Origin of the sequence: Streptomyces sp. NPDC090741 (assembly GCF_044769045.1) — a bacterium.
GTDB lineage: Bacteria > Actinomycetota > Actinomycetes > Streptomycetales > Streptomycetaceae > Streptomyces.
In genome coordinates, this window is sequence record NZ_JBIVXF010000001.1 from 551080 (window position 1) to 574914 (window position 23835).

At 71.7% G+C, this 23835-nt stretch carries 23 protein-coding genes and 2 tRNA genes; 8 read left to right on the plus strand and 17 right to left on the minus strand.

The window, feature by feature from the left end; translation table 11 throughout:
* Positions 1 to 4 precede the first annotated feature (4 nt).
* From def to ACIQU4_RS02550, 8 genes are all read right to left on the minus strand, one after another.
* The gene (def, locus tag ACIQU4_RS02515) at positions 5 to 640 is read right to left on the minus strand and encodes a peptide deformylase (RefSeq protein WP_053691819.1); all 636 of its coding nucleotides are present in this window, start codon (positions 638 to 640) and stop codon (positions 5 to 7) included.
* Positions 641 to 705: 65 nt separating this feature from the next.
* The gene (locus ACIQU4_RS02520) at positions 706 to 1716 is read right to left on the minus strand and encodes a hypothetical protein (RefSeq protein WP_030153561.1); all 1011 of its coding nucleotides are present in this window, start codon (positions 1714 to 1716) and stop codon (positions 706 to 708) included.
* A 93-nt stretch (positions 1717 to 1809) separates the two neighbouring features.
* A complete protein-coding gene (locus tag ACIQU4_RS02525; RefSeq protein ID WP_403724834.1) occupies positions 1810 to 3171 on the minus strand; it encodes an HD-GYP domain-containing protein in 1362 nt (453 codons plus the stop codon).
* A 5-nt stretch (positions 3172 to 3176) separates the two neighbouring features.
* The gene (locus ACIQU4_RS02530) at positions 3177 to 4655 is read right to left on the minus strand and encodes an HD-GYP domain-containing protein (protein ID WP_403724837.1); all 1479 of its coding nucleotides are present in this window, start codon (positions 4653 to 4655) and stop codon (positions 3177 to 3179) included.
* Between the two features lie 152 nt (positions 4656 to 4807).
* On the minus strand, positions 4808 to 5110 hold the full coding sequence (gene rsrA, locus ACIQU4_RS02535) for a mycothiol system anti-sigma-R factor (RefSeq protein WP_030153557.1): 303 nt from the start codon (positions 5108 to 5110) through the stop codon (positions 4808 to 4810).
* Positions 5107 to 5751, minus strand: a complete 645-nt coding sequence (locus tag ACIQU4_RS02540) for a sigma-70 family RNA polymerase sigma factor (protein WP_008741505.1) — start codon at positions 5749 to 5751, stop codon at positions 5107 to 5109. The genes rsrA and ACIQU4_RS02540 overlap by 4 nt, the downstream gene beginning before the upstream one ends.
* 367 nt (positions 5752 to 6118) lie before the next feature.
* Positions 6119 to 6784 carry an alpha/beta family hydrolase gene (locus ACIQU4_RS02545; RefSeq protein WP_403724839.1) on the minus strand — a complete coding sequence of 222 codons (666 nt, stop codon included), beginning with the start codon at positions 6782 to 6784 and terminating at the stop codon, positions 6119 to 6121.
* A gap of 31 nt (positions 6785 to 6815) precedes the next feature.
* Positions 6816 to 7631 (minus strand): SOS response-associated peptidase, encoded by an 816-nt coding sequence (locus ACIQU4_RS02550; protein ID WP_403724841.1) that lies wholly within the window; start codon positions 7629 to 7631, stop codon positions 6816 to 6818.
* Between the two features lie 53 nt (positions 7632 to 7684).
* On the opposite strand from ACIQU4_RS02550, the gene ACIQU4_RS02555 reads away from it, so the two are divergent.
* The 4 genes from ACIQU4_RS02555 (at position 7685) to ACIQU4_RS02570 (ending at position 11308) form a co-directional block, all read left to right on the plus strand.
* Complete coding sequence (locus tag ACIQU4_RS02555; RefSeq protein ID WP_403724843.1) at positions 7685 to 8410, plus strand: M50 family metallopeptidase; 726 nt, start codon at positions 7685 to 7687, stop codon at positions 8408 to 8410.
* A 125-nt stretch (positions 8411 to 8535) separates the two neighbouring features.
* Positions 8536 to 9873, plus strand: coding sequence for a 3-phosphoshikimate 1-carboxyvinyltransferase (gene aroA / locus ACIQU4_RS02560; protein ID WP_403724845.1), 1338 nt, complete (start codon positions 8536 to 8538; stop codon positions 9871 to 9873).
* A 9-nt stretch (positions 9874 to 9882) separates the two neighbouring features.
* Complete coding sequence (gene rsgA / locus ACIQU4_RS02565) at positions 9883 to 10893, plus strand: ribosome small subunit-dependent GTPase A (protein ID WP_403724847.1); 1011 nt, start codon at positions 9883 to 9885, stop codon at positions 10891 to 10893.
* Between the two features lie 91 nt (positions 10894 to 10984).
* Complete coding sequence (locus ACIQU4_RS02570; RefSeq protein ID WP_030153546.1) at positions 10985 to 11308, plus strand: multidrug efflux SMR transporter; 324 nt, start codon at positions 10985 to 10987, stop codon at positions 11306 to 11308.
* Here ACIQU4_RS02570 and ACIQU4_RS02575 read toward each other — a convergent pair.
* Positions 11274 to 11846: a TetR/AcrR family transcriptional regulator gene (locus ACIQU4_RS02575; protein ID WP_030153544.1), complete on the minus strand. Its 573-nt coding sequence runs from the start codon at positions 11844 to 11846 to the stop codon at positions 11274 to 11276. The two genes, ACIQU4_RS02570 and ACIQU4_RS02575, sit on opposite strands and share 35 nt — an antisense overlap.
* Before the next feature lie 150 nt (positions 11847 to 11996).
* Between ACIQU4_RS02575 and hisN the strand changes: the two genes are divergently transcribed.
* The gene (gene hisN, locus ACIQU4_RS02580; RefSeq protein WP_403724852.1) at positions 11997 to 12803 is read left to right on the plus strand and encodes a histidinol-phosphatase; all 807 of its coding nucleotides are present in this window, start codon (positions 11997 to 11999) and stop codon (positions 12801 to 12803) included.
* A gap of 155 nt (positions 12804 to 12958) precedes the next feature.
* Entirely contained in the window at positions 12959 to 13354 is a 396-nt protein-coding gene (locus ACIQU4_RS02585) for a cyclic nucleotide-binding/CBS domain-containing protein (RefSeq protein WP_385579452.1), read from the plus strand.
* Between the two features lie 58 nt (positions 13355 to 13412).
* Here ACIQU4_RS02585 and ACIQU4_RS02590 read toward each other — a convergent pair whose 3' ends face one another.
* Positions 13413 to 14882: a catalase gene (locus ACIQU4_RS02590; protein WP_403725941.1), complete on the minus strand. Its 1470-nt coding sequence runs from the start codon at positions 14880 to 14882 to the stop codon at positions 13413 to 13415.
* A gap of 137 nt (positions 14883 to 15019) precedes the next feature.
* Here ACIQU4_RS02590 and ACIQU4_RS02595 point away from each other — a divergent pair, with 137 nt between their 5' ends.
* Positions 15020 to 15436, plus strand: coding sequence for a Fur family transcriptional regulator (locus ACIQU4_RS02595; protein ID WP_403724854.1), 417 nt, complete (start codon positions 15020 to 15022; stop codon positions 15434 to 15436).
* Positions 15437 to 15537: 101 nt separating this feature from the next.
* On the opposite strand, the gene ACIQU4_RS02600 is transcribed toward ACIQU4_RS02595, so the two are convergent.
* The 4 genes from ACIQU4_RS02600 to ACIQU4_RS02615 all read right to left on the minus strand — a co-directional run bounded on the left by ACIQU4_RS02600 (position 15538) and on the right by ACIQU4_RS02615 (position 20770).
* Positions 15538 to 15611: transfer RNA gene (locus ACIQU4_RS02600), tRNA-Met, on the minus strand.
* Positions 15612 to 15688: 77 nt separating this feature from the next.
* Positions 15689 to 17536, minus strand: a complete 1848-nt coding sequence (locus ACIQU4_RS02605; protein ID WP_403724856.1) for a tetratricopeptide repeat protein — start codon at positions 17534 to 17536, stop codon at positions 15689 to 15691.
* Positions 17537 to 17774: 238 nt separating this feature from the next.
* A tRNA-Met gene (locus ACIQU4_RS02610) sits at positions 17775 to 17848 on the minus strand.
* Between the two features lie 45 nt (positions 17849 to 17893).
* Positions 17894 to 20770, minus strand: a complete 2877-nt coding sequence (locus ACIQU4_RS02615; protein ID WP_403725943.1) for a UPF0182 family protein — start codon at positions 20768 to 20770, stop codon at positions 17894 to 17896.
* 143 nt (positions 20771 to 20913) lie between these two features.
* Between ACIQU4_RS02615 and ACIQU4_RS02620 the strand changes: the two genes are divergently transcribed.
* Complete coding sequence (locus ACIQU4_RS02620) at positions 20914 to 21489, plus strand: PPA1309 family protein (RefSeq protein ID WP_385583909.1); 576 nt, start codon at positions 20914 to 20916, stop codon at positions 21487 to 21489.
* 36 nt (positions 21490 to 21525) lie between these two features.
* On the opposite strand, the gene ACIQU4_RS02625 is transcribed toward ACIQU4_RS02620, so the two are convergent.
* The 3 genes from ACIQU4_RS02625 to ACIQU4_RS02635 all read right to left on the minus strand — a co-directional run bounded on the left by ACIQU4_RS02625 (position 21526) and on the right by ACIQU4_RS02635 (position 23708).
* Positions 21526 to 22617, minus strand: coding sequence for a PDZ domain-containing protein (locus tag ACIQU4_RS02625; RefSeq protein WP_403724859.1), 1092 nt, complete (start codon positions 22615 to 22617; stop codon positions 21526 to 21528).
* 117 nt (positions 22618 to 22734) lie between these two features.
* Positions 22735 to 22932, minus strand: a complete 198-nt coding sequence (locus ACIQU4_RS02630) for a hypothetical protein (protein ID WP_266663975.1) — start codon at positions 22930 to 22932, stop codon at positions 22735 to 22737.
* Between the two features lie 314 nt (positions 22933 to 23246).
* Positions 23247 to 23708: a molybdenum cofactor biosynthesis protein MoaE gene (locus tag ACIQU4_RS02635; protein ID WP_403724862.1), complete on the minus strand. Its 462-nt coding sequence runs from the start codon at positions 23706 to 23708 to the stop codon at positions 23247 to 23249.
* Positions 23709 to 23835: the final 127 nt, after the last annotated feature.

Below are 23835 nucleotides of genomic sequence, written 5' to 3' on the forward strand. Positions count from 1 at the left end.
GCGACTACGCGTTCGGGACGGTCTCGTAGCGCGGGGTGCCCTCTTCCATCTGGCGGAGGGCGTCCTTGCGGTCGCGCTTCGAGAGGCGGTCGATGTACAGGTACCCGTACAGGTGGTCCGTCTCGTGCTGGAGGCAGCGCGCGAAGTACCCCGTGCCACGCACCTTGATCGGGTTGCCCTGCGCGTCCTGGCCGGTCACCTCGGCGTAGTCCGGGCGGGCCAGCGAGGCGTACGCGGTCGGCACCGACAGGCAGCCCTCGTTGGAGTCGTCGAGCACGCGGGAGCCGGCCGGCAGCTCCACCAGCTTCGGGTTGACCACGACACCGGTGTGGCGCGCGCCGTCGTCGTCCGGGCAGTCGTAGACGAAGACCTTGGCGTCCACGCCGATCTGGTTCGCGGCCAGGCCCACGCCCTCGGCGGCCTTCTGGCTGGCGAACATGTCGTCGATCAGCTGCGCCAGTTCGTCGCCGAACTCGGTGACGTCCTTGCACTCACGGTGCAGGACGGGGTTGCCGACCACAGTGATCGGGCGGGCGGTGCCGCGCTCGCGGTGGGCGAGCTCGCGCGCCTCACAGTCCTCGGTGTCCACGACGTACCCGTCGTTGACGATCTCGACGACCTCGTTCTCCTGCTGCGCCATGTCCGCCGTACGCCTTCCGTAAGTCCACCCGTTCACAATGTGCCGGTACAGCCTACGGTGCCGGGTCAGCAGACCTCTTCGAGATCCCGCCATTCACGGGTGTCCGGGCTGTCCGCGACCCAGCCGTCGAGCAGTCCGCGCACCAGGCCGGCCGGCGCCGCGATCCCGCATTCGCGCTCCGGCACCCACAGCGGGCCGGAACCGTTCGTGCGGTGGCCCAGCGGTCCGGGGTGCCCCGGTTCGCTGTGGTCGTGCGGGTCCAGCTGCTCCCCGTCGCCCTCACCGCTCGGCATCACGCTCTCCGAGCAGGTCCGGCACAGCAGCCGCACCGAGGACGACCAGTCCTCGGCGGCGAAGCCCGCGTCCGAGGCCAGCTGCTCCAGCGCGTCGCGGTCCGCCTCGGTGGCCGCCTCCAGCAGCACCACCCAGGTCGGCACCGGGGAGGGCGCCCACAGCTCGATCTCGTCGAAGACCGGGTACGAGGGGCCGGCCGCGGTGACCCGCTCGCCGTGCGGGACCCCGTCGTGCAGGACGACCTCGCCCCAGCGCCGTCCCGAGGAGGGCAGCGGGATCGACAGGACCTCCATGCGGGCCGGGTCCAGCCGGCGGCCCCAGACCACCTCGGCCTCCCCCTCGGGGGACAGCCGTACGGCGGCGCTGCCGAGCTCCATGCCGACCGGTTCGCCGCTGCCCTTCGCGGGGTGGGTGCCCGAGCCGTGCGGGTCCCCGGGCACCTTCAGCCCGTACGCCTGCCAGGCCCGGCGGGCCAGCGGCCAGTCCTGCAGCGCGGTCGCGGCGATCCCGACGTTCCACCAGTCCGGGGCGCCGGTCTCACGGTCCAGGAGGGCCACGGCGCGCAGCCCTGCGGCCCGCGCCTGCTCCCAGTCGTGCCGGAACTTGTGCAGCAGGGCGAGGTTGAACCAGGACTCGGACAGCCAGGGCTCCAGGTCCGCGGCTCTGGTCAGCAGCGCGCCCGCGTCCTCGTACCGCCCGTCGCCGATCAGCGTGAACGCGCGGTCGGTGGCCTGCCGCCACGAGGCGGAGGGCCGATGCCGTACCTTCCCGAAGATCCTCACGATTCCCGCCTGCCGGTCCAACGGTGCAGCCTTGCGGACACTCCTACTGGCATCCAACCATGCCCACTCGGACGGCCGCTCATTACCCATGGGTTACCCAGGTGGGACAGGAACAACTCTGTCACGTCCGCCCCTGGCCAGAACCCTTGCGAGACACTCCACGACCTCTGGCTGGTAGTCGCGCCCGGTGCCCAGCCGCAGCTGCTCCAGGGCCGCGAGGGGGCCGCCCGGGTGACGGGTCCCGCCGAGCAGGTCGTCGTACGCGTTGACCGCCCGTACGATGCGCGCCGCGACCGGCTGCTCCCGGTACGGGTCGGCCTGCCGCTCCACGATGACGGCCACCTCGGCGGGCACCCCGGTCTGCCGGGCCACGTCCCCGCCGAGCGCGGCGATCCGGCGGGCCTCGGCGGCGGGCAGCCCGGCGGTGGCCCCGGCCCGGACCGGGTCGACGAGGGAGAGCTGGCCGATGTCGTGCATGAGGGCGGCGTACTCCAGCACCGTGAGCTCCCGCTCCGACAGGCCCAGCTCCCGGCCGACTGCGCAGCTCAGGGCGGCGACCCGGCGGGAGTGCCCGGGGCGGGTGTAACCGGCGATCTCGGTGGCCCGGGCCAGGGAGGTGATGGTCTGGCGGTAGGTGGTGCGGATCGCGGTGATCCGGTGGAAGGACAGCTGGGTCAGCAGCAGGGGTACGCAGAAGACGGGCAGGGCCCACAGGCCGGCGACGGCCACGCCGAGGGCCATGACGACCCCGGTGGCGCAGATCGCCGAGCCGATGCCGAGCTGGGCGCGCAGCTCGTCGCGGAGCAGGGGCCCGTACGGCCAGCCCGTGCGGGCGCGGGCCTGGGCGGCGGCGAGCACGGCGTCGCACAGGGCGGTGAGGCCGAGCAGGAGGAGCAGGAAGAGGACGAGGTACGGGCCCTGCCCGATCCCCTGCTCCAGCCGGCCGGAATTGTAGAGCGGCTGGAAGCAGACGCCGGCGAAGGCGACGGTGAGGACCCGGCGGGCCAGGTGGTCGGCGCCGGGAGCGCGGCCGCGGGCGATGTGGGGGACGATCCCGGCGAGGGCCGCGGCGACGGCGACCGTGACGATCTGGAGCACCCCGTGGTGGGTGGGCTCTGCGGCCCGCGGGCCGAGCAGGGCGTACGCGAGGGCGCCGGCGAAGGCCAGCGGGGCGGGCCGGCGGTCGTCGGCCGCGTCCGGTGCGGCTGCCGCGGGGGCCCAGGCACCCCAGGGACCCCAGGTGTCACGGGGGTCGTGGGCGCCACGGGGGCCGCGCGCGTCCCGGGCGTCCCGGCTGTCGCGGCGGGCGAGCTCACCGCAGGCGATCAGGGCGCCGAAGGCCAGGGCGGTGCCGGGTTCGACGACACCGTTCCACAGGGTGTGCCCGAGCCCGGCCAGGGTGAGCACCACGGCGGCCCCGCGCACCCCCCACACGACCGTGCCCCGAAGCGCCACGCCCCTCACGCCCCGCCCCCGCCGTCCGGTTCCCGCCCGCTGCGCGGGTCCACGGTCCGTACGCGCGTCCGGGCGCCCTGGGCCGGGAGCCCGGACAGCGCGGGCCCGCCGGGGTCCGGGGCCGCGGCGGCGGGAGCCGCCGCCCGGCCGGGGGCGGAACCGGCCGGGATCACCTGGAGGTCGTCCTCGTCCGCCGTGACCACCGGGTGCCAGCCGTCCCGGCCGATCGCCTCGACCAGCGCGTGCACCATCACCGGGTCGAAGTGGGCCCCGGCGCACCGCTCCAGCTCGGCCAGGGCCACCTGCACCGGCCGGGCCCGGCTGTACGAGCGGGTCGAGGTCATCGCGTCGAAGGCGTCGGCCACCGCCACCACCCGGGCCGGCACCGGGATCTGCTCACCGGTCAGCCCGTACGGATATCCGGAGCCGTCGACCCGCTCGTGGTGGTGCAGGATCGCGGACCGGGCCTCGCCCAGGAAGCCGATGCCGCGCACCATCTCGTGCCCGTACTCGGGGTGCAGCTCGATGACCCGCCGCTCCTCCGGGGTCAGCGGACCGTCCTTGCGCAGCAGCCGGGTCGGCACGCCCAGCTTGCCGACGTCGTGCAGGATCCCGGCGATGCGGACGACTTCGAGCCGGTCCCCGTCCATGCCCAGCTCGCGGGCGATCATCGCGGAGGCCTGGCCCACGCGCTCGCCGTGGCCGCGCGTGTAGCGGTCCTTGAGCTCGACGGCCTGGACGAGCGCCCGGATCGTGGCCTGGTGGGCGGCCCGTTCGCGGTGGTACTGGGCGAAGACCCAGCAGGAGATGTACATCGGCAACAGCACGAGCAGCGCGGCCGGGAGCCCGTACGGGCTGCGCCACAGGACGGCCATCATCAGCCCGGCGAGGCCGTGCACGCAGTGCGGGACCAGGGTGCGGGTGAGCAGTCCGCGCCAAGCCGTGCGCAGGGGCCGGCGTTCGGCGGCGGCCAGTACGCCCCCGTCGAGGGCGGCCAGTACGAGGCAGAAGGCGGCGGCCGCGGCCGCCGCGGGCAGCAGCGCGTACGGGAATTCCGCGAGCCGGCCGGCCGAGGGAGCGCCGCCCAGCAGCCCGAACGTCCGCCCCGCGGCCCAGGCTGCGACGGCCTGCTGAGCCGCGTGCCACACGCGCCGGACCCAGGCGGGCCGACCGGCCACCGGCTGGGCGAATGCGCCGGGCAGCGCGACGAGCGCGGCGGCGGCCGGCGGCAGCAGGAAGACGGCGGCGAGCAGCACGGGGAAGAACGAGCCGATGCCCTCGGGGACCCGGACCCGGTCGCCCGGCAGCGGGCAGATCCTGACCGGTTCACAGCCGAGGTAGAGGAAGGCGAGCAGCGCGACGGCGGGCCAGGGGGTGCCGGAACCGGCGAAGGCCGGGGCGGTGCAGGCGAATGCCGCGAGGACGGCGCAGAGGATGACGGCCCACAGGGGGCGGGGACGCGCCGCCGGCGGACGTACCCGCATGGCGCTCTCCTCCCCTGTGCCGTGCACACCGTTTGGGGAGAATAAGTGGGGCCCCCTCGTACAGGGGGCCACATTTTCGTATTGCGCCGTACGGGCACCCCCGGATTAGCACCTTCGAGTGAACGATTCGGTTTCCAGGGGTGGTTGTTCGATCAGCCGGTGGCGGGATCCGCGGTCACGTCGTGATCGGGGACGGCCTGGCCGGAACGGATCAGCTCGATCCGTCCCATGACCTTCGAACGCAGGTCGGTCGGCACGTCGTCCGAACCGCAGCAGCGCTTCACCAGCTTCTTGACGGCCTGTTCGAGGCCGTACTTCTCCAGGCAGGGATTGCATTCGCCGAAGTGCGTCTCGAACTTCGTGCAATCGCTGTCCGGCATCTCGTGGTCCAGGAACTCGTACAGGTGGTCCAGGACCTCAGAGCAATCCGTCTCGTGCGGCTCTCCGCAGCTCATGAGCCCGAGCCTTTCAGGTCGTTCGACTCTCCCGCGCCGGCGGGGACCAGCCCGCGCTCACGGGCATAGTCCTCCAGCATTCCGCGGAGTTGACGGCGGCCACGGTGCAGTCGCGACATGACCGTACCGATGGGTGTACCCATGATGTCCGCGATCTCCTTGTACGCAAAGCCCTCTACGTCGGCAAGATAGACCGCGATGCGGAACTCCTCCGGAATGGCCTGCAGCGCTTCCTTCACATCCGAATCGGGCAAGTGGTCGAGTGCCTGCGATTCGGCGGACCGAAGGCCCGTCGACATGTGCGATTCGGCGCGCGCCAGCTGCCAGTCCTCGATCTCCTCCGCCGCGCTGCGCTGCGGTTCACGCTGCTTCTTGCGGTAGGAGTTGATGAACGTGTTGGTCAGAATGCGGTAGAGCCACGCCTTGAGGTTGGTGCCCTCGCGGAACTGGTGGAAGGACGCGTATGCCTTCGCATACGTCTCCTGGACCAGGTCCTCGGCGTCGGCCGGATTGCGCGTCATGCGCAGCGCGGCCGAGTACATCTGGTCGAGGTAGCCGAGGGCGTCCCTCTCGAAGCGCGCGTTGCGCTCCGGGGTCGTCTCCTCCGCGTGGCCTTCGTCGGTCCCAGCGACAGGACCCACCTCCTCCGACTGCGTGACGGCTCCGAAAGCGGACCCGCTCGAATCGGAGAATAGTCGACCATCCCCGCCCTCCGCCGCCTGAAGCTGGCGGCGCTTGGGCGCGGGCAGGACCGTCCAGTCCAGGCCTTCCGCCTGCGGACGGTGCTGGCTGATGACCTGGGTCATGCGCTCCCTCTCCTCCGACTGATCCCGTGCGTTCCGACATCCCGCACAACAGAAGGGTCGGGCCGCGCATTCCCGGGCAGGGGCCCGGTTCCCGTCCTCCGTCAGGTGTGCGCCCGCGATGTGATACGGATCACCCCGGGTCCGTCTCGGTCCGCGGACCCCGGACCCCGTTCCCCGTCCCCCGGTCCGCGGGCCACGGCCGTCAGAGGGGAAGACCGGCGAGCCAGGCGGCGACGGCCCCGGTGATCACCGCGAGGGCCTCGTCCTGGGTCAGGTCCGCCCTCTTCGGCACGGCGAAACCGTGATCGGCGTGCGGGACCTCCACCAGTTCGTACGGTGCCCGCGCGGTCGGCGGCGGGAACTCCTCCGGCCGCCCGAAGGGGTCCCGGCCGCCCTGGACCACCAGGGTGGGCCGCCCGGCTCCGGTGAGCTCCCCGGCCCGGGACTTCTCGGGCCGGCCCGGCGGGTGCAGCGGGAACGCCAGGGCCAGCACCGCGGCCGCCCCCAGCTCTGCGGCGGTCCGGCAGGCCACCCGGGCCCCGGCGCTGCGGCCGCCCGCCACCACCGGCAGTCCGGGCTTCGCCAGCGCGGGCCACAGGCCCCGCCAGCCCTCGTCCAGCACCTTGGGCGCGGCGGCCACCTTCTTCCCGGCGACCCGCCACGGCTGCTCGACCAGCGCCACGGTGACCCCGTGGGCGGGCAGGACGGCGGCCAGGGCCACGAGGTCGCGGGCCTCGATGCCGCCGCCGGCCCCGTGGCTGACGGCCAGCACGAGGCGGGCGGCCGTACGGGCGGGGACGGGATGCCAGGTGATGCGGGCCTCGCCCGCCGGGGTGTCGACGCTCTCGGTGCGCGTACGCGTGGTCATGGCGCCCATCCTGCCCGGGACCCGGGCCGGGCTAGAAGAGCGTGGCCTCCTCCGGCGCGGCCAGCTCGTGGAGCAGCTCCGGCCCGTTGTTGCGCACGTTGCTGACGGCGGTGGACACCGGGTACGCGCGCATCAGCCCGCCCGGCGGCGGCGCGAGCAGGGCCTGGAGTTCGTCGGCGTCGGTCCGGGCCGGGTCCAGCCAGGCGTCCCAGCGGTCCGGGGTCAGCATCAGCGGCATCCGGGGGTGGATCTCGGCGAGCGAGGCCGGCCCCTCGGCGGGGGCCACGCCCAGCGGCCCGGTCTCCGCCTCGGCGGTGATCACCGAGCAGGTCGCCCACCAGGCCTGCGGGTGGTCTCCGGGGAGCGTCGGGTCGCGCCAGAACTCGTATATCCCGGCCATGGCGAAGACGGAGCCGTCGGCGGGGAGCACGAAGTAGGGCTGTTTGCGGGCCCGCTTCTTCTTGCCCTCGACCTCCAGCTGCCGCTCGTCGTGGGCGGTGACCCACTCGTAGTAGCCGTCGGCGGGGACGATGCAGCGGCGCTGCGCGAAGGGGCGGCGGAAGGAGGGCTTCTCGGCCACCGTCTCGGACCGGGCATTGATCATCCGGGCGGCGCCGTCGGGGTCCTTGGCCCATGAGGGGACGAGCCCCCACCTCACCGTGCGCAGCTGACGAACCGGACGCGGGTCCGGAGCGTCTTTCACGGGACGGTCGAGGACGACGTGGACCTCCTTCGTCGGCGCCACGTTCCAGTCGGGGGCCAGGGTCTCCTCGGGCTCCCACTTCTCGATGCCGAAGGCCTCCACCAGGTCCTCCGGCCGACGACTCGCTGCATACCGTCCGCACATGGCTGCCAGACTGCCATCCCACCCGCCCACCACCACAAGGAGTCCGCCACTCCATGAACAGCACCACGGACAGCACCGCGACCGCCGGCCTGTGGGACCGGCTCACGGGCATACAGAGCCCGCCGGCCCTGTGGCTGGTGATCGTGACGGGCCTGGCCGCCCTGGCCGCCGTGGGACCGCGCCCCCTGTGGCGGCTGTCCCGCAACGCCGTGACCATCGCACACGAGGGCGGCCACGGGCTGCTGGCGCTGCTGACCGGGCGGCGCCTCGACGGGATACGGCTGCACTCCGACACCAGCGGGGTCACCGTCAGCCGCGGCAAGCCGACCGGGCTCGGGATGATCCTGACCGCCGCGGCCGGGTACACGGCGCCCTCGCTGCTCGGGCTCGGCGGGGCCGCCCTGCTGTCGGCCCACCGGATCACGCTGCTGCTGTGGGCGGCCACCGCGCTGCTGCTCGCGATGCTGGTGATGATCCGCAACGCGTACGGCGCCCTGACGGTGGTGCTGTCGGGCGCCGCCTTCGTCCTGGTCTCCTGGCTCGCCCCGGCCGAGGTCCAGGCGGTCTTCGCGTACCTGGTGGTGTGGTTCCTGCTGCTGGGCGGGGTGCGGCCGGTCTTCGAGCTGGGGGCCAAGCGCCGGCACGGCGGGGCGCCCGATTCCGACGCGGACCAGCTGGGGCGGCTCACGCACGTCCACCCGGTGGCCTGGCTCCTCCTCTTCCACGCCGTCGCGCTGTGCTCGCTGATCGGCGGCGGGCGCTGGCTCCTCGACCTCTGAGGCGACCTGCGAAACCTCTGAGGCGGTCTCCGGGCCCAACCGGCGGGTCCGACCGCCGCGTCCAACCTCCGAGACCAGCGTGCGATCAAGATCTGGGTCCGGGGCGAGCCACTAAAGTGGGGGCCATGACCGAGACCCCCGCGCTCCCCGCACTCTGGCCCGCACCGCTCGCCGACGGCACCGTCCACGCCACCGTCACCGTGCCCGGATCGAAGTCGGTCACCAACCGCGCCCTCGTCCTCGCCGCGCTCGCCGCCGAGCCGGGCTGGGTGCGCCGCCCGCTGCGCTCGCGCGACTCCCAGCTGATGTCGGACGCCCTGAGCGCGCTCGGCGTCGGCATCGAGGAGACCGCCTCCTCCAGCTCCGGCGACGGCGCCGGCGGCGAGGCCTGGCGGGTCATCCCGGCCGCCCTGCACGGCCCGGCCACCGTCGACGTCGGCAACGCGGGCACGGTCATGCGCTTCCTGCCGCCCGTCGCCACCCTGGCCGCCGGCGACATCCGCTTCGACGGCGACCCGCGCTCCTACGAGCGCCCGCTCGGCCAGGTCATCAGCGCCCTGCGCACCCTCGGCGCCCGGATCGACGACGACGGCCGGGGCGCACTGCCGCTGACGGTCCAGGGCGGCGGCGCCCTGGAGGGCGGCGTCGTCGAGATCGACGCCTCCAACTCCTCGCAGTTCGTCTCCGCGCTGCTGCTGTCGGGCCCGCGCTTCAACCAGGGCGTCGAGGTCCGGCACACCGGCACCACCCTGCCGTCGATGCCGCACATCCGGATGACGGTGGAGATGCTGCGCGCGGCGGGCGCCCAGGTCGACACCCCCGAGGCGGGTGGCGAGCCGAACGTGTGGCGGGTCGCGCCGAGCGCCCTGCTGGGCCGTGACGTGGTCGTGGAGCCGGACCTGTCGAACGCGCAGCCGTTCCTGGCCGCGGCCCTGATCACCGGCGGTACGGTCACCGTCCCGGACTGGCCGCGCCGCACCACGCAGCCCGGCGACGAGCTGCGCCGGATCTTCACGGAGATGGGCGGCTCCTGCGAGCTGACCGACGCGGGCCTGGTCTTCACGGGCAGCGGCAAGATCCACGGCATCGACGTGGACCTGGGCGAGGTCGGCGAGCTCACCCCCGGCATCGCGGCCGTCGCGGCGCTGGCCGACTCCCCGTCCACCCTGCGCGGGGTGGCGCACCTGCGGCTGCACGAGACGGACCGGCTGGCGGCGCTGACCGCGGAGATCAACGGGCTCGGCGGCGAGGTCACCGAGACCGCCGACGGCCTGCACATCCGTCCGCGTCCGCTGCACGGCGGCGTGTTCCACACCTACGACGACCACCGGATGGCCACCGCCGGCGCGGTGATCGGACTGGCGGTGGAGGGCGTGCAGATCGAGAACGTGGCGACGACCGCGAAGACCCTGCCGGACTTCCCGAAGATGTGGGCTCGAATGCTCTCGGGAACGGGAGCGTAGGGCCCCGTCATGCGCAGATACGGCAAGCACACCGACGAGGACGACATCCGCCAGCGGCCCAACCCCAAGGGCAACCGGCCCCGGACCACCATCCGGCCCAAGCACGAGGACGCGGCCGAGGGCTTCGTCCTGACCGTCGACCGCGGGCGCCTGACCTGCCTGGTCGACGGGCGCACCATCCACGCGATGAAGGCCCGCGAGCTGGGCCGCAAGGCGGCGGTGGTCGGCGACCTGGTCTGGATCGTCGGCGATCTGACCGGCAAGAAGGACACCCTCGCGCGCATCGTGCGGATCGAGGAGCGCAAGTCCGTCCTGCGGCGCACCGCGGACGACGACGACCCGTACGAGCGGGTGGTCGTCGCCAACGCGGACCAGCTGGCGATCGTCACGGCGCTGGCCGATCCGGAGCCGCGCCCCCGGATGATCGACCGCTGTCTGGTGGCCGCTTACGACGCCGGGCTGGAGCCGCTGCTGGTGCTCACGAAGTCGGACCTGACCTCCGCGGACAAGATCCTGGAGATCTACTCCACGTTCGGCCTGAACTACGTGGTGACCAACCGCGAGGAGCTGGCGACGGGCGACGCCGCCGACCGGGTGCGCGAGCGCCTGAACGGCCGGATCACGGCCTTCGTCGGCCACTCGGGCGTCGGCAAGACCACGCTGGTGAACTCGCTGGTCGCCGAGGGCCGCCAGCGCGCGACCGGGCACGTCAACGCGGTGACCGGCCGCGGCCGGCACACCACCACCTCGGCGCTCGCGCTGCCGCTGCCGGGCGGCGACGGCTGGGTCATCGACACCCCGGGCGTGCGCTCCTTCGGCCTGCACCACGTGGATCCGTCCCGGGTGATCCTGGCCTTCCCCGACCTCGTTCCCGGTACGGAGGAGTGCCCGCGGGCCTGCAGCCACGACGAGCAGGACTGCGCGCTCGACAAGTGGGTGGAGGACGGCCACGCGGATCCGGCGCGCCTGTACTCGCTGCGGCGGCTCCTGGAGACCCGCGAGCGCCGCGAAGGAGACTGATCGTCCGGCGGGGTTTGCCGCGCGCCAGGTCTGGTAAATGCATAATCGCACCACGTGACACGACGTCACCTGACGCGGGGAGGCATTCGCCATGGCCTGGCTGCTGGTGGTCGTCGCCGGAATCCTGGAGACCGGTTTCGCGGTGTGCCTCAAGCTGTCGCACGGGTTCACCCGGCTGTGGCCGACCATCGCCTTCGCCGCCTTCGCCCTCGGCAGCTTCGGGCTGCTGACCCTGGCCCTGAAGAAGCTCGACGTGGGCCCGGCCTACGCGGTGTGGACGGGCATCGGGGCCGCCGGAACGGCCATCTACGGCATGGTCTTCCTCGGCGACCTCGTCTCTACCCTCAAACTCGTCTCGATCTCGCTGGTCATCCTGGGCGTCATCGGCCTCCAGCTGTCCGGTTCGGCTCACTGAGCAGGCGCAGCAGCCGCATCAGCTCCCCCAGCCCCGGCTCCTCGCCCGGCGCTATCACGTACGAGAGCGCGAGGCGTACGGCGAGCTCGCAGCGCTGCGCCCCCTCCCCCGGGCTGAGCGTGGCCGAGGCCCGGTCGCGGACGGCCCGGGCCAGCTCCCCGGGCCCGGGGGCCGGCACCCCGGGCCGCACCCCCTGCCCGGGCGGCGTGGGTAAGTTCCCGTCCCAGCACCCCGTCAGCAGCGCCCGTACGAGGGGGCGCGCGCGGGCCGCCCGTACGGTCCACTCCGCGACCGAGGCGAGGCGCTCGGCGGTGGCGGCCGGGGAACGCAGGACCCGGTCCACCCCTTCGAGGTACCAGTCCGCCTCGCGGCGCACCAGGGCTCTGCCCAGGCCCGCCTTGCCGCCGAACTCGTTGTAGAGGGTCTGACGGGACACCCCGGCGGTGGCGGCCACGTCGACCATCCGCACGGACGGCCAGGGGCGCGCCAAGAGCGCCGCTCCCGCCGCTTCCAGCAAGGACTCCCGGGCTGCCGGCATGTGCGCCTCCCCGCTCGACTTCCCCCGCTCCGAATCCCCGCTCGGCTTCCCCGCCAGAGTTGACGGACCGACAGATCCTGTCAAGGGCGCCCGAGGGTCGCACCGTGGACGCCGTTCGCCGGGTCCGGGCAGTCCCGATACTGTTCGAGCATGCCCGAGTATGACGATGACCTCCGCCTCGCCCTTGAGCTCGCCGACGCGGCGGACGCCGCCACGATGCAGCGGTTCCGCGCCCTCGACCTGAAGGTCGAGACGAAGCCGGACATGACCCCGGTGAGCGAGGCGGACAAGGCCGCCGAGGAGATCGTCCGGGCCGGGATCGAGGCCGCGCGGCCCGCCGACGCCATCCTGGGTGAGGAGTACGGGCTCAAGGGCAGCGGCCCGCGCCGCTGGGTCGTGGACCCGATCGACGGTACGAAGAACTACGTGCGCGGCGTCCCCGTCTGGGCGACGCTGATCTCGCTGATGGAGGAGGACTCCGACGGGGTCTTCCGGCCCGTGGTCGGCGTGGTCTCGGCGCCGGCGCTGGGCCGCCGCTGGTGGGCGGCGCAGGGCGGGGGCGCGTACGCCGGCGGTGCGCTGGGCGCTGCGCCCGTACCGCTCGGGGTCTCGAAGGTGGGCTCCCTCGGCGACGCCTCCTTCGCGTACTCCTCGCTGAGCGGCTGGGAGGAGCAGGGCCGGCTCCCCGGGTTCCTGGACCTGACCCGGCAGTGCTGGCGCACCCGCGGCTACGGCGATTTCTGGCCGTACGTGATGGTGGCGGAGGGCTCGCTGGACCTGTGCGCCGAGCCGGAGCTGAACCTGTGGGACATGGCGGCCATCGCGGTCGTGGTCCAGGAGGCGGGTGGCCGGTTCACGAGCCTGGACGGCGTGGACGGCGTGCACGGCGGGAACGCGGCCGCCTCGAACGGGCTGTTGCACGAGGAGATGCTGGGGTACCTGCGCCCGCGCGACTGAACCGACTGAGCCGTCCGGGTACTGCATCCGCACAACCGGGTGCGCCCTCTTGATGACCCTGCGTACCCATGGGAATCTGAGACTCCTCCGCTTGTGCGCTTGTGAAGACCTTCTCTAAGTGCGCGGAGGACACTCCCCAGGAGGTGGCTCTCTTCATGCTCGTCCGCGACGCCATGAGCACCGTGATCCTCACCCTCGGACCCGCCCACACCCTCAGGCAGGCGGCCTGCCTGATGTCCGGCCGCCGGGTCGGCGCAGCCGTCGTCCTCGATCCCGACCACAGCGGCATCGGCATCCTGACCGAGCGCGACATCCTCAACTCCATCGGCGCGGGCCACGATCCCGACCGGGAGTCCGTGGGCGCGCACACCACCAACAACGTGGTGTTCTGCACCCCGCAGGCCACCGTCCAGGATGCCGCCGAGGCGATGGTCCGCGGCGGCTTCCGCCATCTGATCGTGCTGGAGCACGGCGGCCCCGTCGGCATCGTGTCCGTACGCGACGTGATCCGCTGCTGGGTCCCGGCGCGGCGCAGCACCGTACCGGCGTAAAGCCGGAGGGCCGGACCCCGAGGGGGTCCGGCCCTTCAACTCTCGGCGAGCGGATCCGTCAGCCGCGAAGGGCCTGGACCGCGGCCTCCAGCCGCTTGCCGAAGTCGCCGTCCGCCTGGCGGAAGTTGCTGATCGCGCGCTCGGCGATGTCGTCACGGGAGACCTTGGCGATGAAACCGGACAGGTTCTCGATCAGACGGGCCTGCTCGTCCTCGGACATCAGGCGGTAGAGGCTGCCCGCCTGGACGAAGTCGCTGTCCTCGGAGTGGACCGGGGCGGCGTGGTTGCCCGTGCCGCCGGTGACCGCGGTGGACTGCCACAGCGGGCGGTCCGTCTGGAACGGGCCGCCGAAGCTGTTCGGCTCGTAGTTCTTCGCGCCCTTGTGGCGGCCGTCGTACAGGAAGCCGTCACGGGAGTTGGTGCGCGCCTCGGTGGCGTGCGGGCGGTTCACCGGCAGGTGGTCGGCGTTGATGCCGACGCGGTAGCGGTGGGCGTCGCCGTACGCGAAGAGGCGGCCCTGGAGCATCTTGTCCGGGGACGGACCGATGCCGGGGACGAAGTGCGCCGGGCTGAAGATGGACTGCTCGACCTCGGCGAAGACGTTCTCCGGGTTGCGGTTGAGCTCCAGCTTGCCGATCTCGATCGGCGGGTAGTCCTCGTGCGGCCACACCTTGGTGAGGTCGAACGGGTTGAAGCGGTACTCGGCCGCGTCGGCCGCCGGCATGATCTGGACCTGCACGGTCCAGGTCGGGAACTCGCCGCGCTCGATGGACTCGCGCAGGTCGCGCTGGTGCGAGTCGGGGTCCTCGCCGGCGAGCTTGTTGGCCTCGGCCTGGGTGAGGTTCTTGATGCCCTGGTCGGTCTTGAAGTGGTACTTGACCCAGAAGACCTCGCCGGCCTCGTTGTTCCACTGGAACGTGTGCGAGCCGTAGCCGTTCATGTGGCGGTAGGACGCCGGGATGCCGCGGTCGCCGAACAGCCAGGTCACCTGGTGGGTGGACTCGGGCGACAGACCCCAGAAGTCCCAGACGTTGTCCGCCTCCTGCGAGCCGGTGTACGGGTCGCGCTTCTGGGTGTGGATGAAGTCCGGGAACTTGATGGCGTCCTTGATGAAGAACACCGGGGTGTTGTTGCCGACGAGGTCGTAGTTGCCCTCTTCGGTGTAGAACTTCAGCGCCCAGCCGCGGGGGTCGCGCACCGCGTCGGCCGCACCGAGGTTGCCCGCGACGGTGGAGAAGCGCAGGAACGTTTCGGTCTGCTTGCCGACCTCGGACAGGAACTTCGCCCGGGTCCACTGCGAGACGTCACGGGTGAGGGTGAAGGTGCCGTACGCGCCGGCGCCGCGGGCGTGCACCACGCGCTCCGGTATGCGCTCGCGGTTGAAGTGGGCCAGCTTCTCCAGGAGCAGCTGGTCCTGGACCAGGACGGGGCCTCCGACGCCGGCCGTCTCGCTGTTCTGGTTGTCGGCGACCGGAGCCCCGGCCTCCGTGGTGAGCGGTCCCTGCGTCACGTGCGCCTCCTGCGTCATTCCTGCCATGTGCCTGTGCCTGTCCTTGGCCCTTGTCGTACTCGATCCTACGATGGACTTTGTCTAAGTCAAGTAAGATTCCAAGTCCGCACACGTTCGGGAGTTACACCGAATCCCTCGCTGTTAGGCTGGTGTACATGAGTGACCTGCTGGAACGACTTCGCGGACGCGGATGGCGCATGACCGCACAGCGGCGCGTCGTGGCCGAGGTGCTCGACGGTGACCACGTTCACCTGACGGCCGACGAAGTGCACGCGCGCGCGGTGGGCAAGCTGCCGGAGATCTCGCGCGCCACCGTCTACAACACGCTGGGCGAGCTGGTGTCCCTCGGCGAGGTCCTGGAGGTCGCCACGGACCGCCGGGCCAAGCGGTACGACCCGAACGCCCACAAGCCCCACCAGCACCTGGTGTGCGCCCAGTGCGGCGCGATCCGGGACGTGCACCCGGCGGGCAACCCGCTGGCCGACCTGCCGGACGCGGAGCGGTTCGGGTTCGTCGTGTCGGCGGTCGAGGTGACGTACCGCGGGCTGTGCCCGGCCTGCGCGGCGGCGTAGCGAACGGAGAGGGGCCCGGGAGCGATGCTCCCGGGCCCGCTTTCTTCGCCGTGAAACGGCTGAAGGCCCGGATCCAGAGGATCCGGGCCTTCAGCCTTCAGTAGCGGGGACAGGATTTGAACCTGCGACCTCTGGGTTATGAGCCCAGCGAGCTACCGAGCTGCTCCACCCCGCGTCGGTAAACACGACTTTACGCGAAGCCCCCCGACAGATGCAAATCACTTAACGTTCCAGGTCAGCGGGGCCGCACCGTCAGGCCGAGAGCTCTTCCGCCAGGGCCTCGCGGAGCCGGGCCGCCCGCTCGGAGACCTCCGCCGGGCCCAGCTCCATGGCCCGCACGCACCACTTCTGCCCCTCCGCCAGGTCCCCGTGCCGCGCGGCCAGCAGCCCCAGCCGCAGCGCCGCCCGGCCGTGGCCGGCCACCGCGGCCCGGGTCCACCACAGCGCGGCCTCCGGCTCGTTCCCCTCGCGCGCCAGCAGCAGCCCGAGATTGAACGCCCCGTTCCGGGAGCCGGCCTCGGCGGCCTCCCGGTACCACCGCGCGGCGACGGCGAGATCGCCCCGCACGGCGGCCAGCATCCCGACCCGCACCTGAGCGCGCCGGTGCCCCAGCTCCGCGGCCCGCTCGTACCACTCCTCGCTCTCGCTGCGCTCGCCACCGCCGGCCGGTTCGCCCAGCGCCACCGGCTCCGGCGGCGGAGCCAGCGATTCCAGCAGCGCGGCCAGCCGGAACGCCGCCTCGGCGCTGCCGCCGCCCGCGGCGCAGCGCAGGTGGCGCTCGGCCGCCCGGTCCTCGCCGTCGCGGACCAGCGCGATGCCGACCTGGAGCGCCGCGTCGGTGTGGCCCGCCGACGCCGCCCGCTCGTACCACTTCAGCGCCGTCCGGTCCTCGTCCCGGCTCGCGAACAGGATCCCGAGGTTGAAGGCGGCGTCGACGCTGCCCGCCTCGGCAGCCTTCGAGAACCACGGCTCGGCGCCGGCCGCGTCGCCGACCTGGAGCAGCATGATCGCGAGGGCGTTGGCGGCCTCCCGGTGGCCGGCGTAGGCCGCCCGCCGGTACCACTGCTCGGCCTGCGCGGTCCGCTCCTGTGCGGCGCACAGCAGAGCAAGGTTGTACGCCCCGTTCTGGTCGCCCGCGTCCATGGCGGTCCGGTACCACTTCTCCGCGGTCTGGGTCTCCCCCCGCGCGGCGTGCAGGGCGCCCAGGGCATTGGCGGCGTTGCCGTCGCCGTCCTGCGCGGCCCGGTTCCACCACGCGACGGCGCTCTCCTCGTCGCCGGCGTCGCGCAGCAGGAAGCCGAGCGCGCACGCCGCCCGTGCCTCGCCCTGCTTGGCGGAGGTCAGGTACCAGCGACCGGCCTCCTTGAGCTCCCCGCGCGCCTCCAGGAGGGCGCCCAGGTGCAGCGCGGCGCGCCGGTGCCCGCGCGCGGCGGCCTGCCGGTACCACTGCTCGGCCTCGGCGGGGTCGCCCTTGCGCAGGTGCCGGGCCAGCCGGTACGCGGCCTCGCGGTGCCCCTGCTCGGCCGCCTGGCGCAGCCAGCGCTCGACGCCCTTGTCGCCGCGGTGCTCCAGCAGGTCGGCGAGCCCGTACGCGCCCAGGGCATGGCCGGATTCCGCCGCCTGGCGCAGCCAGTACTCGGCGGCGGGCTCGTCCCCGCGCTCGCGGAAGTGGCGGCCCAGGGCATGTGCGGCCGGGGCGGATCCGGCCACGGCGGCGACCCGCCACCAGCCGGCGGCCTCCTCCGGGTACCCGCGCTGGAGCAGCAGCACGCCGAGGTTGTTCGCGGCGGCGCGGTCCCCCTCCGCCGTGGCGCCGCGCAGGTACGGCTCGGCGCCGGCCAGGTCGCCGCGGCGCAGCAGCAGCGCCCCGAGCACGCTCATCGCGCCCGGGTCGCCCCGGTCGGCCGCGACCCGGTGCCGTGCTTCCAGCTCGGTGTCGCTCGCCGGGTCGGTCTCGGCGAACATTTCTTCCGCGAAATCCGCATCGGTCAGTGCGGTCTGCGCGTTAACGACCGGAGCCTCGTCGTTGGCCTCTGCGCCCGATTCGACTTCCGCCCTCACAAACCGCCCTGTCTCCAGCAGAGTTGACCTGTCCCCCATAAATCCCATCGTCGCATCACCTGCTACCCGCGTACACCTGGTATGTCGCAGCCTGTGAGGTCACTACAGCGTTTTGTCGACATGCCCACAGAGAGATAAGTCAAACACGCCCCCACCCCAACTCACCCGTCTCAGCTACCTCATGACCCCTGCGTGTCCCCCTGGACATGACGAAGGACCTGATGAACCCGGACATGACGAAGGCCCGGATCCCATGGATCCGGGCCTTCATCTTCAGTAGCGGGGACAGGATTTGAACCTGCGACCTCTGGGTTATGAGCCCAGCGAGCTACCGAGCTGCTCCACCCCGCGTCGGTGAAACCACAGTATCACGACGCGGGACTGAGCCATTACCGGTTACCCCCCGGGCGGCGGGGTCGCCGGCTTCGCCTCCGCGTCGATCGCCCGCTGCAGAGCCGCCTTGATGTCGTCCTGCGCCTTGCCGAAGGCCGCCCAGTCGCCGGCCTGACGGGCCTTCTCGGCCGCCTCGATCGCCTTCTTCGCATCGTCGAGGGCCGACTTGACCGTCGGGTTCTGGGAGGCCGGGGGCGTGGTGGTGCCCTCGCCCGGCGGGGTCACGGGAGTCGTCGGCACCGTCGGCGCCTCCGCCCCGAAGACCACGTTCAGCGCCTTGTCCAGGCTGTCCTCGAACGCCGTCTGGTTCCCGTACGTCACCAGCACCTTGCGCAGCAGCGGGTACTTCAGATTCGAACTGCGCACGTACACCGGCTCCACGTACAGCATTCCGCCGTCGAGCGGCACCGCGAGCAGGTTGCCGTACTCGACCTCGGAGTCGCCGCCGCGCAGCAGCCGGATCGACTCGGCGATCTTCGGCTCCGACTGGAACTTGCTCTGCACCTGCTTGGGGCCGTCGACCGGCTTGCTGGTCGGCAGCTTCAGGATTCTGATCTTGCCGTAGTCCGGGGTGCCCGGATCGGCGTTGACCGCCATGAAGGCGCTCAGGTTGTCCCGCTCGTTCGGCGTGAACGTCGTCGTGAGCGAGAAGACCTGGTCCTTCTCCTTCTGGCCCGGCATCTTCATCGACAGGTAGTACGGCGGGACCGCCGTGCCGGCCTTGGTCGTCGGGTCGTCCGGAACGGCCCAGGCCTCACTGCCGCTGAGGAAGGTCTGCGGGTCGGTCACGTGGTACCGGGTGAGCAGCTCGCGCTGGACCTTGAAGAGGTCCTGCGGGTAGCGCAGGTGGTCCATGAGCGGCTTGGAGATGTCGCTCTTGGGCTTGACCGTTCCCGGGAACGCCTTCATCCAGGTCTTGAGGACCGGGTCCTCGGTGTCCCACTGGTACAGGTTGACCGTTCCGTCGTACGCGTCGACCGTGGCCTTGACCGAGTTGCGGATGTAGTTGACCTGGTTCTCCTGCGCCACTACAGCGCGCTGGCTGTTGGTGAGGGAGTCCGCGGTGCTCTGGCCCAGCGTGGTGCGCGAGGCGTACGGGTAGCCGTTCGTCGTCGTGTACGCGTCGACGATCCACTTGATCCGGCCGTCGACGACCGCCGGGTACGGGGCGCCGTCGATGGTCAGCCACGGGGCGACGGCCTCGACGCGCTCCTTGGGCGTGCGGTGGTAGAGGATCCGCGAGCCGTCGCCGATGGCGCCGGAGTAGAGGATCTGCGGCTCGCTGAACGCGAGCGCGTACGCCGCCCGGTTGACCGGGTTGTCGAGGTTGACGCCGGAGTCGCCCTTGTAGCTCGTCTCCTTCTCGCCCTTGTCGTCCGAGTAGTCGAGCTCCTTCTGCGGCCCGCCGACGATCGAGTACTGCTTCGTCTGCTCGCCGTAGTAGATGCGCTGCTCGAAGTCCGTGCCGAACATCCCCTTGGAGGGCAGGTCGGACTGCGTGAAGTCGGGGGCGCCGTCCTTGACGGTGGTGCCCTTGGCCGCGACCACGCCGTAGCCGTGCGTGTACTTGAAGTGGTCGTTGATCCAGTTGTTCTTCGGGATGCCGCCGATGTTCAGCTCGCGCAGCCCGATGACCGTGTCCTGGCCGCTGTACCGGTCGACGGCGAGCGTGGACGGGAAGGCGTAGTAACCCTTGACCTGCTGGAGCTGCTGGAAGGCCGGGGAGACGATGTTCGGGTCGAGGAGCCGGACGCTGGCGGTGGTGTTGGCCGCCTCGCGCAGCTTGGTCTTGTCCTCGGTCTGCGGGACGCCCGGGTAGTCCTTGACGTCCGCCTGGTCGATCCCGTAGGCGTCGCGCGTCGCCTTGATGTTCTTCTCGACGTACGGCGATTCCTTGGCCTGCTCGTTCGGCTGGACCTGGAACTTCTGCACGATCGCCGGGTACAGGCCGCCGATCAGGATCGCCGAGAGCACCATCAGGCCGAAGCCGATGACCGGCAGCTGCCAGGTGCGGCGCCACAGCGTCGCGAAGAACAGCGCGGCGCAGATGGCGGCGATGGCGACGAGGATCGTCTTCGCCGGCAGGTACGCGTTCGCATCGACGTAGCGCAGGCCCGTCCAGTTGTCCGCGGCCTTGAAGTCGCTGGACTTCACGGCGAGGCCGTACCGGTCGAGCCAGTACGCGAGCGCCTTGAGCGTCACGAAGAGGCCGAGCAGCACCGACAGGTGCCCGGTCGCGGCGGCGGTGGCCCGGGCGCCCGGGCTCGTCACGCGCAGTCCGCCGTACAGGTAGTGGACGACGACCGCGGCGATCACCGACAGCACGACCGCGGCGAAGCCGAAGCCGAGCAGGAAGCGGTACCAGGGCAGGTCGAAGGTGTAGAACGACACGTCCAGGTGGAACTGGGGGTCCTGCTGCCCGAAGGGCACCCCGTTCACGTACATCAGCCAGGTCTTCCACTGGCCCGCCGCCGAGGCGCCCGCGATCATCCCGACGAGCGCCGCGATCCCGAAGAGCAGCCACCTCTTGTACGGGGCGACGCTCATCCGGTAGCGGTCGAGGCTCTGCTGCTCCATCGACATCGCGGACAGCGGCGGCCGCAGCCGGTACGCCAGCCAGACGTTCAGCCCGACGGCACCCGCCATCAGCAGGCCGAAGACGGCGAAGAGGCCGATCTTGGTCCACAGGGTGGTGGTGAAGACCGTGGAGTACTTCACGGAGCGGAACCAGAGCCAGTCCGTCCAGAAGCCCGCGAACATGATGAACGCCATGGCCAGGACGGCCAGTACGCCCAAGGTCATCAGAAGAGTGCGGGCGCGCCGGGAGGGGCGGCCGACTCTCATCCGTGGCCCGGAGGGGCCTCCGCCGCGGTCCGGCATCTGGAAAGCCAAGGTGCGCACCTCGAAAGTCGCTGAGTCTCGTTGCGGGACATTTCAAAAGCTGGGCCCCCGATGGTAGGGCCCACTCATGCAACTTACTGAGGCTTTAGTCAGTTCCCGTTATCGGGCGGAAAGGAGGCAGGATGTTGTCCATGTCCAACCTTTCGCCTTCCCCGGGCGGCACGCCGATGGCCGCCACCCCCCTGACGCGTGCCGTCCTAGAGATCGACGAGTACGCCTCCTCCCTCGGCTGGGACAGGCCCGCCCGGCTGTTCGCGCTCGTCGACACCGCCAAGCTGCGCAAGTCGGAGCCGCGGCTCGCGGGCCAGCTCGGCCTCGACCAGGACGATGCGGGCAAGAGCCAGCTGACCCCGATCGAGCAGGACGAGGTGCCGAAGGGCACGCCGCTGGACAAGTTCCTGGGAACCATCGCCTGGCCCCCGTCGATCGTGGGCTGCGCGCTGACGGTGGAGCGGCTGATGCTGCCGCCGTCCGCGGAGGCTTCCGTACCGGAGGGGCTCAGCGACAAGCAGCTGGCCAAGTGGGTCGCGGCGCACCCGGACCGGCAGGAGGTGCGCCTCACCGTGGGCGTGCTGCGCGACGGGTCGCGGGAGTCCGCGGTGCGGCTGCGCGAGAAGGACTCTTCGACCGAGGTGCTGACCGGCGCGAGCCTGGTGCCGGGGCTGGCCGAGGCGCTGGCCGCGACGTTCCTGGACTGAGCGGGCGGCCGGGGAACCGGTACGGGTCGGTACGGGTCAGGGCTTGCCGCACTGCGGCAGCCCGGCCGTGTCCCCCTTGCTGATCTTCTCCAGCGCCTTCGTGGCGTCGTCGATCGTGGAGACCTTCACGAGGGTCAGGCCGTCGGGGATGTGCTGGGAGGCGGAGCCGCAGTTCTCGGCGGGCGTCAGGAAGTACTCGGCGCCGGCCTGGCGGGCGCCGATCGTCTTCATCTGGATGCCGCCGATGGGGCCGACCTTGCCCGCGTCGTCGATGGTGCCGGTGCCCGCGACGAACTTGCCGCCGGTCAGATCGCCGGGGGTGAGCTTGTCCACGATGCCCAGGGAGAACATCAGGCCCGCGCTCGGGCCGCCGACGTCGGCCAGCTTGATGTCGATCGTGAACGGGAAGGTGTGGTCGGTGCCCGCCCGGATGCCGACGATGGCGTGCCCGTCGCCCTCCGCCTTGGCGGTGGTGAGCACGACCTTGGACGAGCCGGTGGGCTCGCGGTGCGCCTTCTCGGCCTCGGCCGCCTCGGCGGCGGGCACGATGGTGAACTCGACCGGCTCGCCGGCCTTGCGCTTGGTGACGAGCTTGGCCACGTCCTCGGGGGCGCCCACCGTGCTGCCGTCCACGGCCCGGATCACGTCTCCGGCGTGCAGCTTGCCCTCGGCGGGACTGCCCTTGACGACGGTGGCGACCACGACGCGGCTGGTGACGCCCGGCGTGCCCAGCTGCTTGAGGGCGGCCACCTTGGCGCTCTCCTGCGACTGGCTGAACTCCTCCGCGTTCTCCTGGGTGGACTGCTCCTCCGTCTTCCCGCCCGGGTAGAGGTTCTCGTGCGGGAGGACGATGTTGCCGTCGGACAGCCAGCCGTAGACCGCTTCCAGCAGGTTCATGTCGTAGTCGGCGCCGGTGACGCGGACCGTCGTCATGTTGAGGTGCCCGCTGGTCGGGTACGTCTTGTGGTCCGCGATGCTGATGACGGGCTCGCCGCGCGAATCGCCGAGCGTGTTCACCGTCGGGCCCGGGCTCATTTCCGAGTACGGGACCTTGATGAACACCCCTGCGCAGAGCAGCGCGAACAGCATGAGGGTGGAGGCGAGCATCGTCGCAGTGCGGCGTGGCATGGATCGACAGTACGTGACGGCCCTGACGGGCGGCCGCCGGGGCCGGTCCGTACGGGGGCCGTACGCGGAACTCTCAGCGGATTCTCAGGGCGCTCAGGGGGCCTCGCCCGGGACGCGTCACACCGCGTCGGAACCGGAATGGGCCGCTGCCTTCGCCCTGGCCTGATCGGCCTTGTCCATGGCTTCACGGAACCTCGCGTATCCCGCGAGTTCGGATATGTCACCTTGAGTGCGGTCGCGAGCCGCCCAGCTGCCCCATATCGCCGCTCCGATCGCGGCGAACAGCGGAATCAGCAACCACGCCAATGACGCCATGGACGTGCCTCCCTGCCCCGAAAGTACGTGTCGTTGGTGGCTTCAACGCTCGTGCCCGGGAGGGGGTTACGCAAATCGAGGGCGTGTTGCGCGGCCGAACGGGTGGGACAGTACCCGCTCGCCACGACCGCCCCGCGCGCGGGGGTGCCGACGCCTCTCGGCAGGCGCCGACCCATTCCTCCGTGCCGTCGGAGAACGCCCCCTCCTTCATCGCCGCCCTCGCACTGCGCGGCGCCGCGGGCGCCTCGCAGGCTTCGCGCGGCTGCGTCGGACTCCGTCCGCCGGCCCCGCCGGCCGGGACCCGAACCGGGCCTTCAGCAGGCGCCGACCCATTCCTCCGTGCCGTCGGAGAACGTCTGGTGCTTCCAGATCGGGACCTCGTGCTTCAGGTCGTCGATCAGCATCCGGCTGGCCTCGAAGGCCTCGCCGCGGTGCGGGCAGGACACCGCCACGATCACCGCGAGGTCACCGACGGACAGGTCGCCGATGCGGTGGACCGCGGCGAGCGCGCGGACCGGGTACTTGGCGATCACCCGCTCGGCTATGCGCCGCATCTCGGCCTCGGCCGTCGGGTGGCAGGAGTAGCCGAGCCCGTCGACGTCGGCGCCGCTGTCGTGGTTGCGCACCGTGCCGACGAAGAGCGTGGTGCCGCCCGTCGCATCGTCGCCGACGGCCTTGAAGACCTCGTCTATCGAGAGCGGGGTCTCGCGGATCCCGAGCAGCCGGATCGGGTCCGGAGCGGCCTGCTCGCCGGGGTGGTCGAAGTGCGGTGCCATGCAGCCATCGTGCACCACCGCTCTCACATCGCGGTATAGCCGATTCGACCGGCTGTACGACCCAAGCGTATGGAGCCTCCTACAGGACCAACGGCCCCGGCCGCCCGCCCGGGCCACCGGCCCGGGC